This is a genomic window from Massilia soli (genome assembly GCF_016809835.1).
GTDB classification, from domain to species: Bacteria; Pseudomonadota; Gammaproteobacteria; order Burkholderiales; family Burkholderiaceae_D; genus Telluria_A; species Telluria_A soli.
In genome coordinates this window covers 141,445-165,779 of record NZ_JAFBIL020000001.1, presented here as the reverse complement: position 1 = coordinate 165,779, position 24,335 = coordinate 141,445, and the positions used below count along the sequence as shown (strand labels likewise).

Genomic DNA, 24,335 nt, shown 5'->3' with positions numbered 1-24,335 from the left:
TCCAGCCTGCATGGTCGCCTTGCGTGGGCCTGGCATCGATGTCTCAGGTATATTGCAGGCTGGAGGCTGCATGAGACAAGTTCGCAAAGACCGGCACACCGCCCTCAAAGTGGAGAGGGGACTGCTTATCCAGCGTTGCTCGACGACGCAGGATGCGGCCCAGTACCTGCTCGCGCGCGGCGTGCCGATGGATGTGTCGGTGCGGGTGCTCACCACCACGCGGCGGCGCGACATGAACCGGACCGGGGCGCTGCCCGAACAAGGCAGATAGTTTCCGTGTTTACATATTCGGGGTAGTATCGGCGTTCTTGACCTCAACAGGAGCCTGCCTTGCTACAACAGATCGCCCCCAACCTCTGGCATGTCCAGCACACGTTCTCCACGCTGGGTATCGGCATTTCCGCGCGCATGACGGTGGTGCGCTTCGCGGACGGGCGCCTGTGGCTGCATTCTCCTGTACCGATGAGCGCGCCGCTGCGCGAACAACTGGCCGCGCTGGGCGAGGTCGCCTTCATCGTCGCGCCCAACAAGGTGCACCACCTGTTTGCCGGCGACGCCGCCAAGGCGTTTCCGAACGCGGTGCTGTACGGTGCGCGCGGGCTGGCGAACAAGCGTCCGGGCCTGCGCAACCTGCAGACGCTGACCGATACCGTGCCGCCCGCGTGGGCGGCAGACCTTGACCTGGTGTTCGCCGAGGGCTTCCCCTTTGCCAATGAGACGGTGTTCTATCACAAGGCCTCGCGCACCGTCATCATGACCGACCTGTGCCAGTGGTGGACGGGCGACCTGAACCTGCCTGCGAAACTGTACGCGGGCGTCACCGGCGTGCGCGCCAGGCTCGGCGTGCCACGCACCATCCGCGCCGGCGTGCGCGATCCCGCCGCCTTCGCTGGCAGCGCCCGCAAGATCCTGGCGTGGCCGTTCGACCGCGTCATCGTCGCCCACGACGCCATCGTCGATAGCGGCGCGCACGCGCAGGTGGCACGGGCGTTCGCCTGCTTTACCGAGAAGTACTGAGCGAACTCGCAGGCCCGATCGGCGTCAAACCCGGATTGAAGCGGCGGCCGGTACTGGAGTAGCCACCGCGGATCTTCGGAGCAATGGCTATGCGTGTGGTATTCGGCGGCGATGTCATGCTTGGCCGCACCGTATCGGCGTGGATCAGGCGCTTTGGCCCGCAGTATCCGCTGCGCGGCGTCGCGCGCCAGCTGCGCGATGCCGAGCTGGCGATCGTCAACCTCGAATGCGCGATCACCGAGTCGGTCCGGCACTGGACGGGCGAGCCCAAGGCCTTCTATTTCGGCGCGCCGGCGGCGGCGGCCACCACCCTGTCCGACGCCGGCATCGACCTGGTCAGCCTGGCCAACAACCACATCCTCGACTACGATTTCAACGGCCTGGCCGATACGCTCTGGCACCTGCACGCCCACGGCATCGGCAACGCCGGGGCCGGGGAGCACCTTGGCCACGCGCTGGCGCCCGCGCTGGCCGAGCGCAACGGCACCCGCTTCGCCATGGTCGCCATGTGCGACCACCAGGCCGATTTCGGCGCCGCGCCAAACCGGCCCGGCATGGCGCATATCGATTTCGCCGACGAGCGCGAAGCACTTGACCTGATCGAGACGGCGCTGGTGCCGGTCCGGCAAGCCGGGGTGGACTGGCCGATCCTGTCGCTGCACTGGGGGCCGAACCTGGCGCAGGAACCGTCGCCGCTGTTTCGGCGCATCGCCCACGCGGCCATCGAGATGGGCTGGAAGATCTTGTTCGGCCACAGCCCGCACGTGTTCCATGGCGTCGAGCTGTACCGGGGCTGCCCGATCCTGTACGCCGCCGGCGACCTGGTCGATGACTACCTGGTCGATCCGGTGCTGCGCAACGACCACCAGCTGCTGTTCGAACTGGACATCGAGGGCAATGCGCTGCGGAAGGTGTTGCTGCATCCCGTGCTGATCGCCGATTGCCAGGCGCGGCCGGCCACGGGGGCGCAGTACGACTACATCGCCAGGCGCATCACGGGCTTGTGCGATGCCATGGGAACGCAGGTCAACCGCTTTCAGGAGCAGCTGTGGATCGACGCGGCCGCGGGAGTCGCGTCAACCGCGGCTTCTGCTGCGGCGCCAGTTTGAGCGGCCTCAAACCAGACATGGACGCCAGGCCTAACCTGAACGCCTCACGCAAAGGAAGGTGATCGAAATGAACCCGGTCGAGATCGTTTTGTGCAGTGCCGTGCGCACGCCCATCGGCGCCTACGGCGGCATCCTGAAGGACACGCCCGCGCCCGCGCTCGGCGCCGCCGCGCTGCGCGAAGTGCTGCGCCGCAGCGGCCTGGCGCCTGGCCTGGCGCAGTCTGTGGTGATGGGCAACGTCATCCAGGCCGGCAACGGCATGAACCCGGCGCGGCAGGCGGCGATTGCCGCCGGCATTCCGGTCGAGGTGCCGGCGCTGACCGTCAACCGCGTATGCGGCTCGGGCGCCCAGGCCATCGCCAGTGCCGCCACCGACATCCGCGCCGGCCTGATCGACTGCGCGCTGGCCGGCGGCATGGAAAACATGGACCGCGCGCCCTACCTGCTTCCCGAAGGCCGCTGGGGCGCCCGCATGGGCGACGTTACGTTGTGCGACGCGATGCTGCGCGACGGCCTGCACGACGCATTCAGCGGCCGCCACGCCGGCTGGCATACCGACGAGCTGGCGAAACAGCGCGGCATCTCGCGCGAAGAGCAAGACCGCTGGGCGCTGCGCTCGCAGCAGCGTTTCGCCGAGGCGCAACAGGCGGGCAAGTTCGACGCCGAGATGGTGGCGCTGGAAGTGGGTGCCCGCAAGGGCCCGGCCACCGTCGCGCGCGATGAGCAGAACCGTCCCGACACGACCGCCGACATGCTCGCCAGGCTCAAGCCCGCCTTCAGCAAGGATGGCACCATCACGGCCGGCAATGCGCCCGGGCTGAACTCGGGCGCCGCCGCGGTGCTGGTGGCGCGGCGCGGATGGGCCGAGAGCCATGGCGTGGCACCGATGGCGCGCCTGGCCGGCTTTGGCATCGCGGCGGTCGAGCCGGGCATGTTCGGGCTGGGCCCGGTGCCCGCCGTCCGGCAGGCGCTGTTGCGCGCCGACTGGGCGCTGGGCAGCGTCGACCGGGTCGAAATCAATGAAGCGTTCGCGGCCATCGCGCTGGTCTGCATGCGCGAACTGGGCTTTTCCGAAGAGATCGTCAATGTCGATGGCGGCGCGGTGGCGCACGGCCATCCGATCGGCGCCACCGGCGCGGTGCTCGCCACCCGGCTGATGCATTCGATGCAGCGCGATGGAGTCAGGCGCGGCATCGTCACGCTGTGCATTGGCGGCGGGCAGGGCATCGCGCTGGCGCTGGAGCGCATCTAGGCGAGTGGCGGCAGCTGGGCTGGGTTCCGGGCAAATCTATTGTAGAGTGTCGCTCGGAACTTACTTCACCTGCCCGCTCAATGAAAAAAACAGCCGTCGTCACGATCGTTTCGAACAATTACCTTCACTATGCCCGCACGCTGATGCAAAGCGTGGCGCTGCAGCATCCCGATGCCGAGCGCTACTGCGTGATCGTCGATGCCGACACGGCGCCGGCCACCGCGCTTGCCGGCGAGTTCGAGGCGATTTCGCTGCCGCAGCTGGGGCTGCCGTTCGGCGATGATTTCTATTTCCAGTACACCATCCTGGAACTCAATACCGCGGTCAAGCCATGGGCATTGGAGCACCTGCTCGACCGTGGCCACAGCGAGGTGATGTACATCGATCCGGACATCTACCTGTACCGTCCCCTCGAGGACGTGATGGCCCACCTGTCCAGCGGCGCGAGCATTGTCCTGACGCCGCACATGCTGGCGCCGTACGACGACGACCGCAGCCCGACCGAGGCCTCGATCCGCATGGCCGGCACCTACAACCTGGGTTTTTGCGCGATTGCCGAGCGGCTCGAAACGCGCGCCTTCCTGCGCTGGTGGCAGGGCAAGCTGGCGCGCGATTGCGTCGTCGACATGCCCAACGGCGTGTTTGTCGACCAGAGCTGGATCGACCTGGTGCCGGGCATGTTCGACAACGTGCGCATCTTGCGCCACCCGGGCTACAACGTGGCGTACTGGAACCTGGCGCAGCGCAATGTCACTGAAGGCGATAGCGGCGTGCTGGTCAACGGCGAGCCGCTGGTGTTCTTCCATTACAGCGGCATCGATCCGCAAAATCCGCAGAACCTGTCTAAGCACCAGGACCGCCACAATCTCGACAGCGTCGGGCCGGTCGTGCGCGGCCTGGTCGTCGCGTACTGCCAGCGCGTGGTCGGCAACGGCCAGGACAGCTACCGCAAGCTGCCCTATGGGTACGCAAAGTTCCGCGACGGCTCTCCCATCCCGGCCTCGTTGCGTACCGCCTACCGCGTCGATGCCAAGCTGCGCCAGATCGCCGCGGGGCGCCCGTTCGATCATCCGGGCCTGACCCGTAGCGGCGCGGTGACCGGGCCGGCGCGGCTGTCGGGCATCTACAAGTATTTCCTCAGCCGGCCGGCCGACCCCGGCGCGCTGAGGGACTTTTCGCACCGCTGCACCACGTTGCCGGGATACGTGCGCACCGCCATCGGCGTCGGCCGTTCGGCCGAAAGCCGGCGCGAGCCGGGCTGGCAGTGGCGCCTGCTCATGTGGCCGGTGGCCGGGATGCGGCTGGCCGCAGCCGGCGAGGCCCCGGCAACTGGCCCGGCGGCGGCCCCGGCCGGCCAGCCGGGCCGCGCGCGCGTCGGCGAGCCGGTGGCGGCGCCGGCCGCCGCGCCCGGCATCAACCTGGTTGGCTACATCGCCGCCGAGCTGGGGCTGGGCGAGGCCGCGCGGTCGCTGGCGCGCGCCTGCACTGCGGCCGGCGTGCCGTATTCGGTGACCGACGTCGGCTACCAGAGCGCCAACCTGCAGCGCGATACGCAGGCGCTGGCCAACGCCAGCGCACGGCGCTTCGACATCGATTTGCTGTACGTGAACGCCGACCAGACGCCGCGCACCGTGGTGCACCTGAAGGCGAAGGGCCTGGTGGCGAACTACCGCATCGGCTTCTGGCACTGGGAGCAGCCGCAGCTGCCGGACGCCCACCTGGGCGCTTTCAGCATGCTCGACGAAATCTGGGTGCCATCGAATTTCGTGCGCGACGCGGTGGCCGCGGTATCGCCGCTGCCGGTGGTGGTGATCCCGCACGCGCTGCAGTTCGCGCCGACCCCGGGCGTCAACCGCAGCGCCTTCGGCCTGCCTGACGACAAATTGCTGGCGCTGGTCATGTACGACTTCCACTCCTACCAGCAGCGCAAGAACCCGCAGGCGGCGATTGCCGCCTTCCGCAAGGCGATGGCTGGACGCAGCGACTGCGCGCTGGTGGTCAAGACGATCAATGGCGAGCACCATCCGGAAGCGCAGGCCGAGCTGCGCGCCAGCCTGGCCGACCTGCCGGGCACGGTGGTCATCGATCAATTCCTGACCCGGCAGCAAGTGTGGGACCTGCAATCGTGCTGCGACGTGCTGATCTCGCTGCACCGCGCCGAAGGCTTCGGGCTGGCGCCCGCCGAGATGATGTACCTCGGTAAGCCGGTGGTGGCAACGGGCTGGTCGGCCAACATGGACTTCATGAATGCCGAAAATTCCATGCCGGTCCACTACACGCTGGCGCCGCTGCGCGAGGACGTCGGCGCCTATCCGGCCGGCCCGCTGTGGGCCGAAGCCGATGTCGGCCATGCCGCCGCTTGCCTGCGCCGGCTGTTCGACGACGCCGGCCTGCGCGCCGCGATCGGCGAGCGCGCCGCCCGCGACGTCCGCCGCCAGCTGCATCCCGATGCGGTCGGAAAGCTGGTCGCCGACCGCCTGAAAGCGATTGCACGCTGGTATCCTGGACTTCTCAGAGCGTAAACATTGCCATTTCAGAAAATTATTCTTTCTGAATGAAAAGTTGTCTTTTGTTAATCGCCAGTTCGTGAAATAATCATATGTTTTGCCGCAGCCAAAACGGTGATTGAGGGACTTACGTGGTAGACATGTTTGCGTTGGACCGGGAACTCCTGCAATGGGAGGCAGAGCTGCCTTCCGTGCGCGGGGCTGCGCGCGTGCAGCTGGCGATCCGGCTGGCGTGGCACCAGCGCCAGCGCGACCCGCAGCGCGCCGCCGCGCTGGCCAGCGAAGTCTCCCCGCTGCTCGACATGCTGCCCGACGCGGCGCGGCGCGGCGCCCGGGCGCGCTTCATGCTGGTGGAAGGCGAGTCGCGCTGGCTCACCGGCGACCTCGATGGCGCCCGTGTACTGGCCGACCAGGCGTTCGCGCTGTTCGACGGCCTTGGCGACGCGGCCGGCCGCGCCGATGCGCGCTGGCTCAGCGCATGGATCGAATCGGACCGCGGCGATTCCGAAGCCTGCGACGTCGCACTGGCCGCCGGAGCGCTCGACGCCGCCGACGCTGGCGACGCCTTGCGCGCCGATGTGTTCCATGCCGCCGCCGCGCTGTTCGCGGTGTTCTGCGACCTTCACCAGGCCATGGCGCGCTGGGGCAAACGCTTCGACCCCGATGCTGACGGGTTGCATCCGGCAGCGAGCGGGTGGATCAATGACTTCCGCGGCATCGCCGCCTTCCACGCCAGCGACTACGGGCGCGCGGTCAGCTTGCTGACCAGGTCCTACCAGGCGGCGATGGAAACCGGCCAGCTGCGCCGCGCCACCAGCATCGCCACCAACATCGGCAACGCCTTCACCGGCCTGAACGCGCACCACGCGGCGCTTGAATGGATGCAGCGCGGGCTCGACCTCGCACGCCCGACCGGCTGGCCGATGTGCATCGGCCTGGGCCTGATGCAAAGCGCCGAGACGCTGCGCCAGCTGGGACAGCGCGACGCCGCCCGCGAACTGCTGGCCGAGGCGCTGGCGACCCTGGCGCCGCTGCCGCACTCGCGCGCCTACGCCATCACGCTTGAATACCAGGGCGACCTGGCGCTCGATGTCGGCGACTACGAAGCGGCACTGGCAAGCTTCCGCCAGCTCGAAGCGCGCGGCGATGCGCTGCGCCAGGCCGATTTCCGCAGCGGCGCGCGGCGCGGCCAGGCGCACGCGCTGTCGCACCTGAACCGTCCGCAAGAAGCGCTCGCGGTGGCGCAAGCGGCGCTGGCGCTGGCACGCGAGTACGGCGACGCCAGCAACCAGATTTCGGCGCTGCGGGTCCTGGCGGCGATCCACACGCGCCACGCGGTGCCCGCGCCTGCGTCGGCGACCTCGCCGAGTTGCGCGCTGCATTACCTGCAGCAGGCGCTCGACGTGGCTTCAAGCATCGAGGGCTATGCCGTGCCGGGTGAATTGCTCGACGCGGTGGCGCGCGAGTATGCCGGCATCGGCGACTACAGCCAGGCTTATGCGGTGGCCCTGCAGGCCAGCGCCGCGCGCGACCAGACCCACAGCCAGGAAGCGACCAACCGCGCCATCGCGATGCAGGTGCAGTACCAGACCGAGCGCGCCGAAACCGAAGGCGAGCATCATCGCGAGCTGGCCGCCGCCGAAGCGCAGCGCGCCGAGGTACTGCTGCAAACCAGCGCCACCCTCGAACACCTGTCGGCGATCGGGCAGGAAATCACCACCCACCTCGACGCCGCCGCGGTATTTCGCGCGCTCGACCGCCACGTCCACGGCCTGCTCGACGCGACCCACTTTTCGATCTTCATGATCGAGCCGGATGGCCGCTCGCTGCGCTGCGCGTTCGGCATCGAAGCGGGCCGCACGCTGCCGTCGACCCATCTGGCGCTGTCCGATACCCACGCCAATTCGGTTCGCTGCGTGCGCGAGCGGCGCGAAATCCTGGTTGAAATCGACGCCACCGACAGCACCCCGAACCTGATCCCGGGCACGCTGCAGACGCTGAGCCTGCTGTTTGCGCCGCTGCTGATCGGCGAGCGCGTGCTGGGCGTGATGACGGTCCAGTCGCTGGCGCCGCGCGCCTACGGCGAACGCGAACGGCTGATCTTCCGCACCCTGTGCGCCTACGGCGCGATCGCGCTCGACAACGCCGACGCCTACCGCCAGGTGGCGGCGACCCTGAAGGCGCTGCGCACGACCCAGGCGCAGCTGGTCGAAAAGAACCTCGAGCTCGAGGAAGCGTACAAGGCGCTGGAAGACGTCAGCCTGACCGACCAGCTGACCGGCCTGCGCAATCGACGCTTCTTCCTGCAGCATGTCGACGCCGACGTCGGCCTGAGCATGCGCAGCTACGACGAGACCAAGCGCCCGAACACGGCCGACCGCGATACGCCGCCGCGCGACCTGGTGTTCTTCATGGTCGACATCGATCATTTCAAGGAAGTGAACGACCAGCACGGCCACGCCAGCGGCGATGCGGTCCTGGTGCAAATGCAGGAACGCCTGCGCGAAGTGTTCCGTGAATCGGACTACGTGATCCGCTGGGGCGGCGAAGAGTTCCTGGTGCTGGCGCGCGCCACCTACCGCGACGACGCCCACCTGGTGGCCGAGCGCGTGCGCAGCGCGGTAGCCAACCGCGACTTCGAGCTGCCGGATGGCTCGCGCCTGAAGAAGACCTGCTCGATCGGCTTTGCCTGCTTCCCGTTCGTGCAGGCGCAGCCAGGGCTGCTGTCATGGTCCGAGGTGGTCGAGCTGGCCGACCAGGGCCTGTACCTTGCCAAGCGCTCGGGCCGCAATGCCTGGGCCGCGATCTACAGCACGCCCGAGACGCATCCCGATGGCCTGTTCCAGCGCCTGATCCACCACTTCGACGACGTGCTGGCCGATGGCGAAGTCAAGCTGGTGACGAACCTGGAAAGCCCGCTGGTGAGCGCGGGCCCGAAGAAGCGCCGCCTGGTGATGCCATCCGAGCTCAAGCCGTAGCGCGCGGCGGCCTGGCCTTCCACTTGCCTTCGATGCGGTCGATGCGGATCTCGATGCCGACGATGGCCGCCATCAGCTTGTCGATGTAGGCGCGCGGCGCGTCGCTGACCGCCCAGGGCGGCGCCTGTGCGGCTTCATGGCGATTGGTCAGGCGCTCCAGCAGCGCCGCCAGCCATGCCGGATCGTCCACCGTGCGCAAGCTGCCATGCACATGCACGACGGCGTAATCCCAGGTCGGCACAACCTTGCCGCTGATCGCCTTCTCTTCAAACTCCGACGGCGACACATACCGCTGCTCGCCCTGGAACACCGCCATGACGCCGGCGCCATCGCGCTGCCACACTGGATTGGCGCGCGCCACGTGCGCGCGCAGGATGCCCAGCGGCGCATCGATGGCCGGCGCCGACACCTCGAACGGAATGTGGTCGGCCGACAGCCCGTCCGGGCCATGCGTCACCAGCATCCCCAGCGGGTGGCTGGCGATCAGGCCGTGCAGCACTTCGGTGCGCGTCTCCGCGTATTTTGCCGGGATGTACATCGTCAGGGCGCCGCTTCGACGACGACGTCGGCCTTGATCGAATTGGCGATGTAGCATTTCGCATGCGCGGCATGATGCAGCGCGGCCAGTTCGGCGGCGGTGGGCGGCGTCAGCGAGAACGTGATGGCCGGGCGCAGCGCGATCCTGGTCATGGCGATCTGGCCTTCAGCGTTTTTTTCCATGGTGCCGACCGCGTGGTCGCGGTAATCGTCGACCACGAAGCCGCGCTGCGCCGCCAGCGACAGGAAAAACAGCATGTGGCAGCTCGAGGCGGCCGCCACCAGCGCTTCTTCCGGGTCGATGGCGGCCGGGTCGGACATCGGCAGCGGCACCGACAGCGGCGACGACGACGCCGGCACGCGCAGGCCGCCGTCGAACATCCATTCGTGCGCGCGGCTGTAGCGCTGGTCGGCGAACGACTGCGCACCGCGCTGCCATGCCAGCTTTGCCTCGAACTGCTTCATGCTTCGCTCCTGCATTGGTTGAAAAGTTGAGCTATCGTAGCGCTTAACTTGGCTTTCTTGAATGACCAATAACCTCGAATATTGAAATACCAATCCACCATGCATATTTCGGATGTTCTCGCGGCGCTGCCCCTGGACCGCGAGTCGGCGGAGCCGCTGTTCCGCCAGCTGTACGGGCAGGTGCGCGAGGCGATCTTGCGCGGGTCGCTCGGCCCCGGCATGCAGCTGCCGCCGACGCGCGCGTTCTGCCGGCTGCTTGGCGTCTCGCGCCAGACGGTCCTCAACGCTTACGACCAGCTGATGGCCGAGGGCTACCTGAGCGGCAGCGTCGGGAAGGGCACTTTTGTCAGCGTCCACCTGCCGGTTGCGGCGCGCGTGAACGCGCCGTCGAACGCCGGCCTGCTGCGGCCACTGTCGGCGCGCGGCGAGGACTATGCGGGGGCGATGGCGCTGGTGCGCTACCACGAGGGCAAGCTGCGCGCTTTCCGCGCCAGCATGCCGGGCATCGACCTGTTCCCGTTCGATATCTGGAGCCGCCTCGAGGCGCGCCGCTGGCGCCGGCCCGACTACCAGCTCGGATACAGCGACCCGGCCGGCTACCAGCCGCTGCGCGAGCTGCTGTGCGTGTACCTGCGCGCGGCGCGCGGCGTCAACTGCACGCCGGACCAGATCGTGATCACCTCAGGTTCGCAGCAGGCCCTGTTCCTGCTGTCGCAGCTGCTGCTGGCTCCGGGCGACGGCGTGTGGATCGAGTCGCCCGGCTACCAGGGCGCCAGCGCGCCGCTGTTTGCCGCGTCGGCGCGCGTGTGCACGGTGCCGGTCGATGCCGAGGGCATGGATGTCGGCTACGCCGCGCGCCACTACCCGGATGCGAAGATGGTGCTGGCGACGCCGTCGCACCAGTTGCCGCTGGGCGTGACCATGAGCCTGCAGCGCCGCCTCGCGCTGCTGCGCTGGGCCGAGGCCAACAAGGCATGGATCGTCGAGGATGACTATGACAGCGAATACCGTTACACCGGTCCGCCGCTGGCGTCTCTGCAAAGCCTCGACCGCGCCGGTACCACGATTTATGTCGGCACGCTGTCGAAGGTCCTGTTTCCTGGCCTGCGCATCGGTTACGTGGTGGCGCCGGCGGCGCTGGCCGAGCCGCTGGCGCGCGCCAAGGCCGTGGTCGACCGCCACAGTCCGATCGCGGCGCAGATGGTGATGGCGGACTTCATGGCGGCCGGTCATTTTGGCCGGCACATCAAGCGCACCCGTGAAGCCTATGCCGAGCGGCGCGCGGCACTGCTGTCGGCACTCGCGCGTGAGCTCGATGACGAACTTGTTTGCGGCCCCTCCGACGCGGGCCTCGACCTGTGCGTGCAGTTCCGCCAGGCGCGCGATGAAGCTGCCGTGGTGCGCGAAGCGCTCGCGAAAGGCATCGAGCTGCGCCCGCTGTCGTATTACGCCAACCGCGTCGCCACGCCGGCATGCGCTGTCGCACCGGGGCTGCTGCTCGGGTTTTCGGCGATTCCTCCGGCCGAAATCACGCACGGCGTCGCGGTGCTGGCCTCGGTGCTGCGCCAGGCGCGATGATTTATACTTGTCCCATGACCTCCACCAACATCCGCTGCACCTGGGCCAATATGGCCAACCCCCGCTACGTCCAGTATCACGACGAGGAGTGGGGCGTGCCTTGCCACGACGAGAACCGGCTGTTCGAAATGCTCAACCTGGAAGGCGCGCAGGCGGGCCTGAGCTGGGAGACCATCCTGAACAAGCGCGAGAATTACCGCCTCGCCTTCGACGGCTGGGACGCCGACAAGATCGCGCGCTACGGCGACGACAAGGTGGCCGAACTGCTGGGCAATGCCGGCATCGTGCGCAACCGCCTGAAGGTGGCGGCGGCCATCACCAACGCCCAGGCGTACCTGCGCCTGCGCGCCGAGGGCAGCTCGCTCGACCAGTACCTGTGGGACTTCGTCGGCGGCCAACCGATCGTCAACAATTTCCCCAACGGCGAGCGTCCGGCCAAGACCGAACTGTCCGACCGCATCTCGAAAGACCTGGCCAGGCGCGGCTTCAAGTTTGTCGGTTCGACCATCATCTACGCTTACATGCAGGGCATCGGCATGGTCAACGACCATGACATGACGTGCTTCTGCCGCACCGGGTGACGGCGGCGGAGCTGGCGCCGCACTGGCGCGGGCGCGAACGCTTCGTCATCCTGGATTCCGCATGGGGCGGCGGCGAGCGCTTCCGCGCGGTCGCCGCCGCCTGGCGCGCGGACGCGCAGCGCCCCGGACGGCTGCATTACATCGCCATCGCCGATACCGCACCGCCGGGATTCCGGCGCATTCCACAACCTGACGACAACCTGACGCTGGACTTGCTGCATGCGCCGATCGCGCTCGCGCTGACGCAGCTTGAGGCGCGGGCCGACGCGATCATCCTGCACGGACTGGCCGGTCTGGGCGATGGATTCGTGCGTCCGCTGTCGAAGCTGGCCGCGCCAGGCACCGTGCTGTTCGCCGAAGGCCTGGATCATCAACAGCAGGCGGCGCTGGCGAAAGCGGGGTTTGGCGCGGACGCCGCAGGGACCTCGATCTTCGCCAGCCGCAAGCCGTTCGCACCGCCAACCGTCCCCGCCGAACGGCGCGCGATCGTGGTGGGCGCCGGCCTTGCAGGCAGCGCCGCTTGCGAGCGGCTGTGCGCGCGCGGCTGGCAGGTGACGCTGGTGGAGCGCCATGCGCAGCCGGCGATGGAAGCGTCGGGCAACCTGGCGGGCATCTTCATGCCGCTGCTGTCCCGCGACGACAATATCCCGACGCGCCTGACCCGGGCCGCTTATTTGTATGCGCTCGATTACTGGGAAAAGCTGGGCGGCATTGGCCGCGCGATCGCGGGCGACGCGTGCGGAGTGATGCAGCTGGCACGCGATGCCGGGCATGCGCGGGTTCAGCGCAGCATCGCGCAGCTGCAGCCCTACCCGGCCGACTTCGCACGCTGGCTGGAAGCCGATCAAGCAAGCGCCATGCTTGGCAGCCCGGCGCCCGATGGCGCCTGGCTGTTTCCGCGCGGCGGATGGGCGCGGCCAGCGAGCGTCTGCGCCGCCATGCTCGCTGCCTGCGGGGACAGGCTGAACGCCATTTTCGGCGCGGGCAGTGTCGGCATCGAACGCCACGACGGACAATGGCGCGTCGTTGGCAGCAGCGGCGGCGTGATCGCGCAGGCCCCGGTCCTGGTGCTGGCCAATGGCAGCAGCGCCACCGAGATACCAGAAGCGGCGACGCTGCCGCTGGCGAAAGTGCGCGGGCAGGTGTCGCACCTCGACGAGGGCACGCTACCTGCGCTGCCGTTTGTGCTGTGCCGCGAAGCCTACCTGACGCCGGCGTCGAACGGCGTTCACAGCGCCGGCGCCACCTACGACCTGGGCGACGCCGACCCGCAGGTGCGCCAGTCGAGCCACGACGAGAACCTGGCCAAGGTCCGCTCGCTGCTGGCAGATCCCGGGGCGGCGCCTGATGCGCCGCTGCGCGGGCGCACGGGATTTCGCTGTGTCGCGCCGGACCGGCTGCCGCTGGCCGGCGCGCTGGCAGAGGCCACGCCAACCGGCCGCGCCGAGCGCCTGCGCGACCTGCCGCGCCATCCGGGCCTGTATGGGCTGCTCGGTTACGCATCGCGGGGCCTGATCTGGGCGCCGCTGGCCGCCGAACTGCTGGCCGCCCAGCTGGAGGGCGAGCCGGTTCCGCTCGAGCGGCCGCTGGCCGAGGCGCTGGACCCGGCCCGTTTCATGCTGGGCCGGGCTCGAAAACACGATATAGTGGCGGCTACCCCAAGCAGAGACATCGCCAATGAACGAAACGCCTGACGCCAACGAGCTATCGCTGTTCCTCGCCTCCACCGCGCACGACATGAAGAACTCGGTCAGCGTGCTGGCAGGGACGCTGGAGACGCTGTTGGCCGGCGCGTCGCCGCAGACCGAGGCGGCTTACCCGCAGATGGCGCACATGCTGTACCAGACCAGGCGCCTGAACGACAACCTGATCCAGCTGCTGGCGCTGTACAAGCAGGTCGGCAAGCCTGAGTACCCATTCGATGTCCAGCCGCTCGAAATCGGCGGCTTCGTTGAGCAGGTTGTCGCCAGCGTACGGGTGCTGCTCGACTCCCGCGGCATCACGCTCGAGACAGACTACGACCCGAAACTGATCTGGCATTTCGACGAAGACCTGGTGATTGGCGTGATCGGGCACGCGATCAACAACGCGGTGCACTACACCAACGACAAGATTCGCCTGGCGATCCAGGTGGTCGGCGAGTGCCTCGAAATCCGGGTTGAAGACAACGGCGGCGGCTACCCGCAGGCGATGCTCGACGCCGGGGTCTCGGCGATGAGCGGCGTGCATGCCGGCGTCAACTTCCTCACCAATAGCACCGGGCTGGGTCTTTACTTTTCAAGCGAGGTGGCGAAGATGCACAAGCACCGCCAGCGCAGCGGCGCGATCGCGCTGGAAAACGGCGGCGCCTACGGCGGCGGGTGCTTTGTCATGAGGCTGCCATGAGCGGCGCCAGCGCCGACGAGCGCGTGATCGACTGGGCCGGCAAAAACTACCTGGTGGTGGACGACTTTGTCGGCATCCGCCAGCTGCTGCGCGAAAGCCTGCGCAACCTCGGCGCCAAGAATATCGACCAGGCGTCGTCGGGCGGCGAAGCGATGGCGCTGCTGGCCAAGATCCGCTACGACGTGGTGCTGTGCGATTTCAACCTGGGCGAAGGCAAGAACGGCCAGCAGGTGCTGGAAGAGGCGCGCGTGCGCAACCTGCTGCTGCCGTCCAGCGTGTGGCTGATGGTGTCGGCCGAGAAGAGCGTGGAATCGGTGATGGGCGCGGCCGAGCACCAGCCGGACGCCTACCTGATCAAGCCGATCACCGAAGGGATGCTGCTCACGCGCCTGAACCGCGTGTGGCAAAAGAAGCAGGTGTTCCGCGCGATCGACCAGGCCTACGCCGAGAAGGATTACCTGCGCGCGGCCAGGCTGTGCGACGAGCAGATCGAGGCCAACAAGGTCCACGAAACGGAACTGCTGCGCATGAAGGCCTCGCTGATGCTCAAGAGCGGCGAGCCTGACAAGGCGCGCGACGCCTACGAGCGCGTGCTCAAGGAGCGCGAATACCAGTGGGCGAGGGCGGGGCTGGCGAAGATCCGCATGGCCAATGGCGAGTACGAACAGGCGCGCCAGATTTTCCAGGGCGTGATCGCCGATAACCGCAACTACATCGACGCCTACGACCAGACCGCGCTGGCGCTGCAGCACATGGGCCAGCCGGAAGCGGCCTGCGACGTGCTCGAACGCGCCGCCAAGCTGTCGCCCAATTCGGTGCAGCGGCAGCGCAGGCTGGGCGAGCTGTCGCTCAAGCTGGGCAACATCGGCGTGGCCGAACGGGCCTTCCGCAAGTGCATCGCGATCGGCGAGTACTCGGTGGCGAAAACCGTCGACGCCTATTTTGGCCTGGCGCGCGTGCATGGGCAAAAGAACGAAACCAAGGAAGCGCTGGCCTTGCTGGCGGCGGCGCGGCGCGACTTCCAGGAGCAGGACGTCGAACTGCGCGCCAAGATCACCGAAGGCCTGGTGTACCACGAGAGCGGCGATTTCCGCCGCGCGCGCAAGACCGGCGACGAGCTCGAGGAGCTGCTCAATGCCGACCCGGTGCGGCCCGACACGCCCACCTGCATCGAACTGGCGACCTTGCTGTTTGCGGTGGGCGTCAAGGACGCGCCGGCCGAGCTGCTGTGCTACGTCATCCGCAACAACCACGACAACGCATGGCTGCTCGATGAAGTGCAGCGCATCTTCGACAAGGCGCGCCTTGGCGAAGAGGGCCAGGCGCTGATCCGCAGATCGCGCAAGGAAGCGACCGACATGATGAACCAGGGCGTGCTGCTCTGGAAGACGGGTAAATTGGACGACGCGGTGGCATGGATGCGCGAGGCGCGCAAGTCGCTGCCGAACAACCTGCGCATCTTGTTCAACTCAGCGCAGATCCTGATCTCGCACATGGACAAGCAGGGCTACGACCTGGCACTGTCGAGCGAAACGAGCGATGTGCTGATGCACGTCGATAAAATTCAGCCGGGCCAGCAGCGCTTCGCGCAGTTGATGGAACAACTGGCGGCGCTGAGGCCCGCGGCGCGCGCGGATGACGCCGCGCACGCGGCCGAAGGCGAGGGCGGCGAGGCAGTGCGCGACTGAGCCGCGCCAGGGCTTACTCCGCCGATGTGCCCGGTTTCTGGGCGCGCGCCTTGCCCTGGTCTTTTTTGCCGGCGCCGCCGGATGCCGCCTTGGTCATCGAGTCCACCACCGCCTGGCCGATCTCGGCGCCTGGCATGCCCGCGGTCATCTTGCTCGCGGCGTCATGCGCGCGGGCCGTCGCTTCGGCCATTGCGTCCGGCGACATGGCCGAGCTGACCGCTTGCTTGAACTGATCCTGCAGCGTGTTCCACCAGGCGGCCGGGTCGGCAAACTGCGGCATGGCGGTTGCGCCCGGCGCGTCTTTGCCCGCGGCCGGCTGCGCCGCCGCCTTGGCGAACGCGTCGCCCATCGACTTGAGCGCCGCCAGCGTACCGCGCTGCACTTCAAGCGCCTGGATGGTTCCGCGCACCATCGACGTGTTGAGCGCCAGCCAGGCCTCGACCGCCTTCAGGTCGGTGATTTTCTTGTCGAGGTCGTCGACAGAGAGGGTGGGTGCGGTCATGCCAGGCACGCCCATGCCGCCCCACAGATTCTTGACGAACTCGAGTGTGTCGGTCACGGCGCCAACGCCGGACATGTTTGGCATCTGGGAATTTTGCATCATCTCTCTCCGACTAGTGAACCGTCAGCGTAGCAGATTATGCAAGCGGCGCTCAAACGAATCCTGCGATAAAGCCAAGCGCGCTCGACCCTGCGCAATCGTGCTCAGCGGAAATTCGGCATGGCGCGTTAAACTAGCGGCATGACCTTTGCTTTTTCTGCCTCCGATTTGCGCCTGCCGTTGCTGGCGGGCGCCACGCTGTTGTTGCACTACGCGGCGTTTGGCTGGGTTGAAGCCGGCATGGAAGCGCCGGGTCAGGCGACTGCGGCCGCGAAGCCGGCGCCGATCGTGGCGCAGCTGCGCGCGCCGCCGCCAGCGGTGCCGACGGTGGCCGCAGCGCCGCCAGCGCCAATGCCGCCGCCGAAGCGCAAGGTCGCCGCGCCCGTGAAGCAAGCGCCGCCGGCGCCGGCGCCGGCCGGGCAGGTGGCCGCCGCAGCGCCGGAAGCGGCGCCGGAGCCGGTGGCCGACATCCCGGCCGTGGCCGAAGCGACGCCAGCCGAGCAGCCAGCCGCGCCGCTGCCGCGCCAGTACAAGGCCAGCGTGCCGCCGTCATCGCGCCTGACGCTGGACCTTGACCGTATCGACGCCAAGGGCACGCACTGGCAGGGCGTGGCCGAGATGGCGTGGCAGGTGAGCGGCGACCGCTACACGATGGCGGTCGAAGCGGGGGTCAACATGGTGGTCACCAAATTTAACCTGCTGTCGATGTCCAGCGAAGGCAGCATCGGCGACAGCGGTTTCGCGCCGCGGCTGGCGACCGAGAAGCGGCGCGGCAGGTCGCAGACCGCGACCCACTTCAACAGCGAGCAGGCCAGCATCACGTTTTCGGCCTCGCAGGCGAGCGCGCCGCTGCCGGCGGGGGCGCAGGACAAGACCACCTTGCCGCTGCAGCTTGCGGCGATTGCGCGCGCCGATCCGGCGCAATTCGAGGGCGGCCTCGAAATTACTGTCGGCGAAGAACGCGGCGCAAGCGTTTACAGCTTTATGGTGGCCGGGCAGGAAGAGATCGAAACGGCACTGGGCAAGCTGCAGACATGGCGCCTGTCACGGCCGCCGAAGCCCGGTTCCTACAATTCACGCCTTGAGGTGTGGCTGGCGCCAGCGCTGGGATGGTATCCGGTCCGGATCCGTAACACCGAGGCCAATGGCGCGGTGACCACGCAAACGGTCACCAACATTGTCGTCAACGACACAGGAAATGTACATGCACAGTAAAGTTTTCAAGATGACCCTGGCGGGAACCGCGCTGGCGCTGACGCTGGCGGCAAGCCATGCCCTGGCGCAGGCGCGCGTCGACCCGCCGCCGCCGGCAGACCTGAAGTACGCCATCAAGGCCCAGCAAAAAGGCTTGACGCTGGAGGGCGAGGCTAACGTCAAGTGGCGTTCTGGCGATGGTAAGTACTCGCTTACCAGCGAATCGCGCGCCTCCATCCTCGGCCGCATCAACGAGAACCGCAGCGAAGGCCTGGTCGACGAGCGCGGCCTGGCGCCGGAAAAATTCACCGAGAAGCGCTTCCGCAAAGACCCGTACACGGTCACGTTCGACCGCGCCGAGCGCGCGATCCGTTTCACCGAAGGCAAGCAGAGCTACCCGATCAAGGGCGGCGAGCAGGACCGCGCCTCGGCGCCGTGGCAACTGGCCGCGATGGCCCGCGGCGCACCGGGCAAGTTCGTCGCCGGCTCCGAATGGCGCATGGTTGTCGCCGGCCGCCGCGACACTGAAACGTGGGTGTTCAAGGTCGCCAAGACCGAGAAACTGCGCACGCCAATGGGGCCGGTCGACGCCGTCCACGTCGTCAAGACGGCGGCGGGCGACGCCAAAGAGCAGCAGATCGACATCTGGCTGGCCCCGGCGCACGCGTGGTACCCGGTGAAAATACGCTTCAGCGACAATGACGGCGACGATACCGTCGAACAAACGATTGCTAAAATAACAACGCGCTAAATGCGTTTGCAGGCCCGCCAAGGGTGAACCTCCAGCGGCAGCTGTTGCTTTGGGGGATGGTTTTGGTTCGGGTTGCTCGGGCTTAACTGATATACTGACGCCCCGTGTATGAGTTAAAGAAACGCCCGAAACAATGATGGAAATAACGGCAGGTGCGGCCTCGGCCGCGGAAATACTGACAATCGGGCAAGTTGACGCGGATTCGCTGCAGGCGCATTTTCACGCCGGCATCGCCGCCGATGAGATCGAGCAGGTCTTCCACCTCAAGCGCGCCCAGCCGACCTTGCAGGCCTTCACGGCGCTGTTCCATGGCGGCTTCGATGGCGTCCTGATCCGCCTGCTGGTGCTGCGCGAGCTGGCCTCGGACACCGCCAGCGCCGGGTTCTCGCGCGCCGACATCAACCAGAAGCTCGCCTACCTGATCCCCGAAAGCCTCGAGACCGTATTGGGGCGCCTGCGCTCGCACGGGCTGCTGGCGTGGGATGCGTCGGCCGCCGTCTACCGCATCACGCCGATGGCGCGCAATGTCCTGTCCTCGCTCGACACCATGCTGTCGATGGGCCAGGCCGACGACGAGGCCGAGATGGGCTTTTTGCTGTCGCAGGTCGCCGGCGCGCAGGCGGTCGGCGGCGTCACCGTCGAACAGCTCAAGCACCTGCTCGGCCGCCTGGTCGACCTGACCGAGGAATTCCGCGACGCGATCGCCTCCGGCTCCGAATTCCGCCTGCGCACCTCGCAGGCGAAGTGGCACATGGCCTGCGACTGGGTCGAGAAGGGCTCGGAGATCCTGCGCGCGATCACCTCCGACGAGCGCGCCGATGCGGCCACCCACAAGGCGGCCCAGGCGATCGGCCGCGCCCAGAGCGCGCTGCTGAACATGCAGGGCATGTTCTCGCGCGCGCTGAACCAGATCGAGCGCCAGCGCGTGCACCTCGGCCAGTCCGGCTTGTCGACCACGGACATCAAGCGCTGGCTGCTGGCGCATGACGACCTGCCGTCGCTGGCCGAAGGCGCGATCGACCGCCCGGTGGTGCCGTTGTTCGGCACCCCGGCCGAGATGATCGACGTGGCCGAAACCGAACTGCTCACCGAGCGCAGCGCGACAGTCGGACCGGCCGGCCTGCCGGAAGGCCAGGACGCGCCGCTGACCATCAACGATGCGCCTGCCATCCAGGTCGAACTCGACGACTGGCTGGCGCGCCTGTCCGACTTTGCCAACCTGGGCAATTTTCCGAGCTTCTCGGAAGAGGGCCCGAAAACCATACCGATCCAGGATTCGCTGCTGCCGGCCAGCTTCGCGGTCGCGTCCTACCGCGCGTCGATGCTGCCGCTGCTGGGCGACGCCGCCGAGGCGAGCCTGCAGGGCGCCACCGCGCAGCTGGCGCGCCTGCCGGTGACCTTCAATCCGACCGACGAGATGGTGCAGCTGGACGATCCGCACGTCGCCGCCATCTCGATTGCGACCCTCTCACTCGACCTCGAAAGCGGCCCGCTCGATGAATGACGATTCCCAAATCCTGATTGCGCGCCTGCTGACGCACCAGACCCTGCGCCGCGACGACAAGATGGTCAAGCGCGTGCTGTCGGACGAGCAGTTCCGCGCCGAAGTCGACAAGCGCCTGCTCGAATCGGGCCTGAAGCTGCTCGACAACGTCTACGCCGACCACGTCACGCTGGCGCTGCACCGCGCGGTGGAGCCGAAGATCTTCGGCGCCAAGGACATCTGGCAGAACAACAACTTCGGCCTGACCCGCGACGGCGTGGCGCTGCTGGTGGTGCTGTGGGCGCAGATCATCCTGCCCAAGCGCGAACGCCAGGAGACCCACCAGAGCGCCGACGACGACCAGACCGACCTGTTCGGCAAGGACAAGCCGATGCCGCGCGCGGAAGATACCTCGATCGGTATTTCGTACACCGCGCTGCTGGCCGACTTCGGCGACAAGCTGGGCAAGAAGACGCGCATGGACATGAACCTCGGTACCTTGTCGAAGCTGGGCTTCATCGAACGGCGCGGCGACGTGATCCTCGAAGGCCCGCTGCTCGACCTGATGATGGACACCGACGTGCTCAAGGAGCGCATCATCAACGGCGCGCTGGCCGACGTGTTCAAGCGCGCGCCGCTGGCGGTGGCGCCGCCGCGCCGGATGGCCGCTGCCGCAGTCGAGGAGGCCGCGCCCGACGAAGCCGGCGACGCCGTGGCCGAACAAGACGCCATCGACGGCACGGCGGTCGACCTCGATGCCGATACCGATACCCCAACCTGAGGCTGAACCATGTTCCACATCAAATCACTCGAACTGGTCCATTGGGATTACTGGCAGCGGATCAAGAACATCCCGCTGGACGCGAAGATCATCACCATCGCCGGCCAGAACGGTTCGGGCAAGACCACCTTGCTGGACGCGCTGCGCACCCTGTTCGGCCTCGATTGCTCGATGGGCCGCACCTACAAGCACTACGCGCGCCACTCCGGCCAGCAGACCGCGTGGATTCGCTCGGTGGTCGACAACAAGGCCGTTGGCCGCCAGCTGTCGAACCGGCCGTTCCGCAGCTCGGGCTTCTTCAGCGACGATGAAGTCACGCTGTTCTGCCAGATCCAGAAGAACGGCGGCGACTGGAAGCGCCAGTACCTGATGCGCCCGGGGAACGTACAGATCGAGGAAGTCACCGAGGCGACCGACTGGCTCGGCGTCGAGAACTACCGCAAGCGCCTGGCCAACGCGGGCTTGTCGCCCGCGATGGCCAAGGTGCTGGCGCTAGAGCAGGGCGAAACCGACAAGCTGTGCGAGTACGCCCCGCGCCAGCTGCTCGACCTGGTGTTCCAGGTGTTCGGCGACAAGGAAGTGCTGGACGCGTACGACGAGGCCAAGCGCCACCAGCGCGACACCGAGACCGAACTGAAACGCTTCGAGACCGAGCTGGAAGCCTCGCGCACCAACCTCGAAGGCCTGCGCCTGCGCGTGGCCAACTACCATCAGTGGGAAGACCTGCACAAGGAACGCCGCAACCTGCTGGAAGAAGTGCTGCCAAGCCTGCAGTACCACGAGGCGCGCGAGAAGGCCGCCGCTGTCAGCAAGTCGCTGCGCGACGCCCGCCGTCCGCTGGCGCAGGCCGATTCGCAGCTGACCGAGAAGCGCAACGCGGTTGCCGCGCAGGCGCGCGCGCTGACCGACGCGCAGCAGCAGGAGACGCTGCTGGAGCAGGAGGCAGCCGCACTGGCCAGCCGCCTGACCCAGCTGAACGGCAAGCTCAAGCCGCTCGAAAGCCTGATCGAACAGCGCGACCGCCTGCAGAAGCTGGCGGCGGACGCCGGCTCGGACATCGCCGAAGTGGCGGTCCAGCTGGAGGCCAAGGAAGCCGAACTGGCACGCCAGAAGCAGGCGCGCGAAGCCATCAGCGCGCGCATCGCGAACGAGATGTCGACCATCTCTGCGTTGCAGGGCAAGACCGCGATGCCGGAGCCGGAAGCGGTGCGCGGCATGCGCCGCGCGCTGCGCGACGCGAACATCCCGCATGCGATGCTGTCCGATATCGTTGAAGTGACGGACGCGAAGTGGCAGGGCGCCGTCGAAGGTGTGCTCGGCGGCTACGCATCGGTGGTGCTGCTGGAACGCGCCAAGGATGCCGCCGCCGCTTACCGGCTGGCGGAAAAGGAACGCTATCGCCACTTCATCGTGCCCGAATGCGTCGAAGCGCCGCAATCGAAGGACGACAGCCTGCTGTCGGTGGTGCGCTTCTCGGCAGCCGCGCCATCGTGGCTGATCGACCAGCTCTCGCGCATCGCGCGCGTCGACTCGGTCGACCTAGGCTTGCGCCTGTCGAAAGACGAGGAATGGATCACGCCGGACGCCTACCACCGCGAACGCCGCGGCGGCCGCTCGCTGTTTGTGGAAGCGTCGCGCTACCGCTTCGGCCAGGCCGGCCGTACCCAGCGCATGGAAGCGATCCAGAAGTCGCTGCCGGCGCTGGAAGCGCAGGAAGACACGCTGACGCTGGCGATCAGCAAGCTGGCCTCGGAAGTGGGCGCCCTCAAGGGCCGCATCGCCGGCGTCGACGCCGCCAAGGAACTGGCGGCGCGCCAGGCCGAGTTCGAGGAAGCATTGCGCAGCATCGAACCGTTCAAGGCCGAGCGCCTCGAAGTCGGTTCGCGCCTTGGCGAGCTGCAGTCGCTGACCAAGGCCGCAACGGTCACGCGCACCCGCGCCGACACCACCTGGCAGAACGCGCGCATGGCGCTGTCGGAGGCGGAAGCGGGCCTGCGGCTTGGCCATCGGCGCCAGATCGAACAGCGCGCCGAGCACGCCCAGGCGCTGGTCGAACTGCGCCGCAACTGGCGCCACCTGCCCAAAAGCTGGCGCCGCAGCGCGCGCCGCGCGTCGCTGGTGTCGGAACACCAGAACTCGCACCAGGTCGACCTGCGGGTCACCTCGCTGCAGCATTCGCTGGCGCGCGACGACTGGGAGCTCGACGCCACAGTCATCGACCAGTACCAGCGCCTGAACGACCAGCTGCACGGGCGCCAGTCGGAGACCGACGAGCGGCGCTACCAGAACAACCGCGCGATCGAGGCGACCGCCAATGCGCGCGGCGCCTACATCGAGCGCTTGCGCTACACGATCAAGACCTACAGCAAGAACATCCGCGAACTGGGCGAGCTGGCCGGCATCGACGTGCATGCCGATCCGGTGCGGCTGGAGAACGACGACGTGCAGCTGGCGCAGGCTGGCCTGCACGTGCGCTTCAAGTTCGACGGCAAGGACCAGATCGGGATGAACGACGGCGAAGCGTCGGGCGGCCAGCAGGTGATGAAGTCGCTGGTGCTGCTGATTGGCTTGCTCAAGTCGGAGGAAGGCTCGGGCGGCTTCGTGTTCATCGATGAACCGTTCGCCCACCTGGACATCCGCAACATCCAGCTGGTCGGCGAGTTCCTGAAGAACACCGAGGCGCAGTACCTGATGACGACGCCGCTGACGCATAACACCGACGTCTACGATCCGTCCGAGCTCACCCTCATCACCAGCAAGAAGAAGAAGGACATGCCGTGGGCGCAGCCGATCTTCGTGCTGCAGCGCCGCACCCCGGACGCAAAAGCGGCTGCATAAAGCAGCCGCGGTGCCAGGCCAGGCCGTCGCCAGCTTACTCGCTGGCGGCGGCTTTTTTCATGGCGTAGCGCCAGCGCAGCATGCCGGCCGAATAGGCGCCGAAGTAGCCGGCGAAGACGCCGAGGCAGATCAGGGTCAGCGGGCTGTCGGTAAAGCGCGGCAGCGAGTTGGCGGTGCCCTGGTTGACGAAGATCTCGAGGCCGACGTAGATGATGCGGCCGACGAACAGCATCGCCACCAGCATGCCGAGGCGCGCGAACGGCGTGAAGAAGTAGCCTTCCGGCGTGACTTCGTAGCGCGTCTCGCGCAGGGCCCATACGGCGTAGCCGATGCCGGCAGCCGTGCCGACCGCGAGCCAGCCGAGCGACGCCAGCTGGCCTACCAGTTCCGAGCCGGGCACCAGCACCATCGCGGTGAACACGGCCAGGCCAGTCCAGTGGCGCGACATGACCGAGCGCTGGCGCGCCATCATGCGCTTGAGGCGCGCGTAGACGCGCCACATCAGCAGTGGAACGAGGACGAGCAGGGCGATGGTCTGAATGTTCATGGAGTCTGATACGTTGAAAGAGCGGCAATTGTAACGTCGTTCC

Annotated in this window: 20 protein-coding genes; 16 read left to right on the top strand and 4 right to left on the bottom strand. The window is 67.5% G+C overall.

Annotated features, from left to right (window positions below; genetic code table 11):
- The first annotated feature begins 70 nt into the window (after positions 1-70).
- From I4X03_RS00735 to I4X03_RS00710, 6 genes are all read left to right on the top strand, one after another.
- Positions 71-271: a hypothetical protein gene (locus I4X03_RS00735; protein ID WP_223464299.1), complete on the top strand. Its 201-nt coding sequence runs from the start codon at positions 71-73 to the stop codon at positions 269-271.
- A gap of 59 nt (positions 272-330) precedes the next feature.
- Positions 331-1,017, top strand: a complete 687-nt coding sequence (locus tag I4X03_RS00730; RefSeq protein ID WP_223464298.1) for a DUF4336 domain-containing protein — start codon at positions 331-333, stop codon at positions 1,015-1,017.
- An 89-nt stretch (positions 1,018-1,106) separates the two neighbouring features.
- A complete protein-coding gene (locus I4X03_RS00725) occupies positions 1,107-2,126 on the top strand; it encodes a CapA family protein (RefSeq protein WP_223464296.1) in 1,020 nt (339 codons plus the stop codon).
- Between the two features lie 67 nt (positions 2,127-2,193).
- The gene (locus I4X03_RS00720; RefSeq protein WP_223466151.1) at positions 2,194-3,378 is read left to right on the top strand and encodes a thiolase family protein; all 1,185 of its coding nucleotides are present in this window, start codon (positions 2,194-2,196) and stop codon (positions 3,376-3,378) included.
- 80 nt (positions 3,379-3,458) lie between these two features.
- On the top strand, positions 3,459-5,900 hold the full coding sequence (locus I4X03_RS00715; RefSeq protein WP_223464294.1) for a glycosyltransferase family 4 protein: 2,442 nt from the start codon (positions 3,459-3,461) through the stop codon (positions 5,898-5,900).
- Between the two features lie 125 nt (positions 5,901-6,025).
- A complete protein-coding gene (locus tag I4X03_RS00710) occupies positions 6,026-8,863 on the top strand; it encodes a sensor domain-containing diguanylate cyclase (RefSeq protein WP_223464292.1) in 2,838 nt (945 codons plus the stop codon).
- On the opposite strand, the gene I4X03_RS00705 is transcribed toward I4X03_RS00710, so the two are convergent.
- The gene (locus tag I4X03_RS00705) at positions 8,853-9,401 is read right to left on the bottom strand and encodes an FMN-binding negative transcriptional regulator (protein ID WP_223464290.1); all 549 of its coding nucleotides are present in this window, start codon (positions 9,399-9,401) and stop codon (positions 8,853-8,855) included. The genes I4X03_RS00710 and I4X03_RS00705 overlap by 11 nt on opposite strands.
- Positions 9,402-9,403: 2 nt before the next feature.
- A complete protein-coding gene (locus tag I4X03_RS00700; RefSeq protein ID WP_223464288.1) occupies positions 9,404-9,865 on the bottom strand; it encodes an OsmC family protein in 462 nt (153 codons plus the stop codon).
- A gap of 99 nt (positions 9,866-9,964) precedes the next feature.
- Between I4X03_RS00700 and pdxR the strand changes: the two genes are divergently transcribed.
- Genes pdxR through I4X03_RS00675 form a run of 5 tightly spaced genes read left to right on the top strand, consistent with a single transcriptional unit; the run spans position 9,965 to position 16,097 of the window.
- The gene (gene pdxR, locus I4X03_RS00695) at positions 9,965-11,443 is read left to right on the top strand and encodes a MocR-like pyridoxine biosynthesis transcription factor PdxR (protein WP_223464286.1); all 1,479 of its coding nucleotides are present in this window, start codon (positions 9,965-9,967) and stop codon (positions 11,441-11,443) included.
- 14 nt (positions 11,444-11,457) lie between these two features.
- Positions 11,458-12,024 (top strand): DNA-3-methyladenine glycosylase I, encoded by a 567-nt coding sequence (locus I4X03_RS00690; RefSeq protein WP_223464284.1) that lies wholly within the window; start codon positions 11,458-11,460, stop codon positions 12,022-12,024.
- Entirely contained in the window at positions 12,003-13,718 is a 1,716-nt protein-coding gene (gene mnmC1 / locus I4X03_RS00685) for an FAD-dependent 5-carboxymethylaminomethyl-2-thiouridine(34) oxidoreductase MnmC1 (protein WP_370660472.1), read from the top strand. Before I4X03_RS00690 ends, mnmC1 begins: the two co-directional genes overlap by 22 nt.
- Positions 13,702-14,409, top strand: a complete 708-nt coding sequence (locus tag I4X03_RS00680) for a sensor histidine kinase (RefSeq protein ID WP_223464283.1) — start codon at positions 13,702-13,704, stop codon at positions 14,407-14,409. The genes mnmC1 and I4X03_RS00680 overlap by 17 nt, the downstream gene beginning before the upstream one ends.
- Positions 14,406-16,097 (top strand): tetratricopeptide repeat protein, encoded by a 1,692-nt coding sequence (locus I4X03_RS00675; protein WP_223464281.1) that lies wholly within the window; start codon positions 14,406-14,408, stop codon positions 16,095-16,097. Before I4X03_RS00680 ends, I4X03_RS00675 begins: the two co-directional genes overlap by 4 nt.
- 13 nt (positions 16,098-16,110) lie before the next feature.
- Here the strand turns inward: I4X03_RS00675 and I4X03_RS00670 are convergent, their stop codons facing one another.
- Positions 16,111-16,701 carry a PhaM family polyhydroxyalkanoate granule multifunctional regulatory protein gene (locus tag I4X03_RS00670; protein ID WP_307735324.1) on the bottom strand — a complete coding sequence of 197 codons (591 nt, stop codon included), beginning with the start codon at positions 16,699-16,701 and terminating at the stop codon, positions 16,111-16,113.
- Between the two features lie 138 nt (positions 16,702-16,839).
- Between I4X03_RS00670 and I4X03_RS00665 the strand changes: the two genes are divergently transcribed.
- From I4X03_RS00665 to I4X03_RS00645, 5 genes are all read left to right on the top strand, one after another.
- Positions 16,840-17,913, top strand: coding sequence for a DUF3108 domain-containing protein (locus tag I4X03_RS00665; protein ID WP_223464280.1), 1,074 nt, complete (start codon positions 16,840-16,842; stop codon positions 17,911-17,913).
- Positions 17,903-18,643 carry a DUF3108 domain-containing protein gene (locus I4X03_RS00660; protein WP_223464278.1) on the top strand — a complete coding sequence of 247 codons (741 nt, stop codon included), beginning with the start codon at positions 17,903-17,905 and terminating at the stop codon, positions 18,641-18,643. The genes I4X03_RS00665 and I4X03_RS00660 overlap by 11 nt, the downstream gene beginning before the upstream one ends.
- Positions 18,644-18,776: 133 nt before the next feature.
- A complete protein-coding gene (locus I4X03_RS00655; RefSeq protein WP_223464276.1) occupies positions 18,777-20,147 on the top strand; it encodes a hypothetical protein in 1,371 nt (456 codons plus the stop codon).
- Positions 20,140-20,907 carry a hypothetical protein gene (locus I4X03_RS00650; protein WP_223464274.1) on the top strand — a complete coding sequence of 256 codons (768 nt, stop codon included), beginning with the start codon at positions 20,140-20,142 and terminating at the stop codon, positions 20,905-20,907. Before I4X03_RS00655 ends, I4X03_RS00650 begins: the two co-directional genes overlap by 8 nt.
- A gap of 9 nt (positions 20,908-20,916) precedes the next feature.
- Positions 20,917-23,745 carry an ATP-binding protein gene (locus I4X03_RS00645; RefSeq protein ID WP_223464272.1) on the top strand — a complete coding sequence of 943 codons (2,829 nt, stop codon included), beginning with the start codon at positions 20,917-20,919 and terminating at the stop codon, positions 23,743-23,745.
- 34 nt (positions 23,746-23,779) lie between these two features.
- Here I4X03_RS00645 and I4X03_RS00640 read toward each other — a convergent pair whose 3' ends face one another.
- Positions 23,780-24,292, bottom strand: coding sequence for a CcdC protein domain-containing protein (locus I4X03_RS00640; protein WP_223464270.1), 513 nt, complete (start codon positions 24,290-24,292; stop codon positions 23,780-23,782).
- Positions 24,293-24,335: the final 43 nt, after the last annotated feature.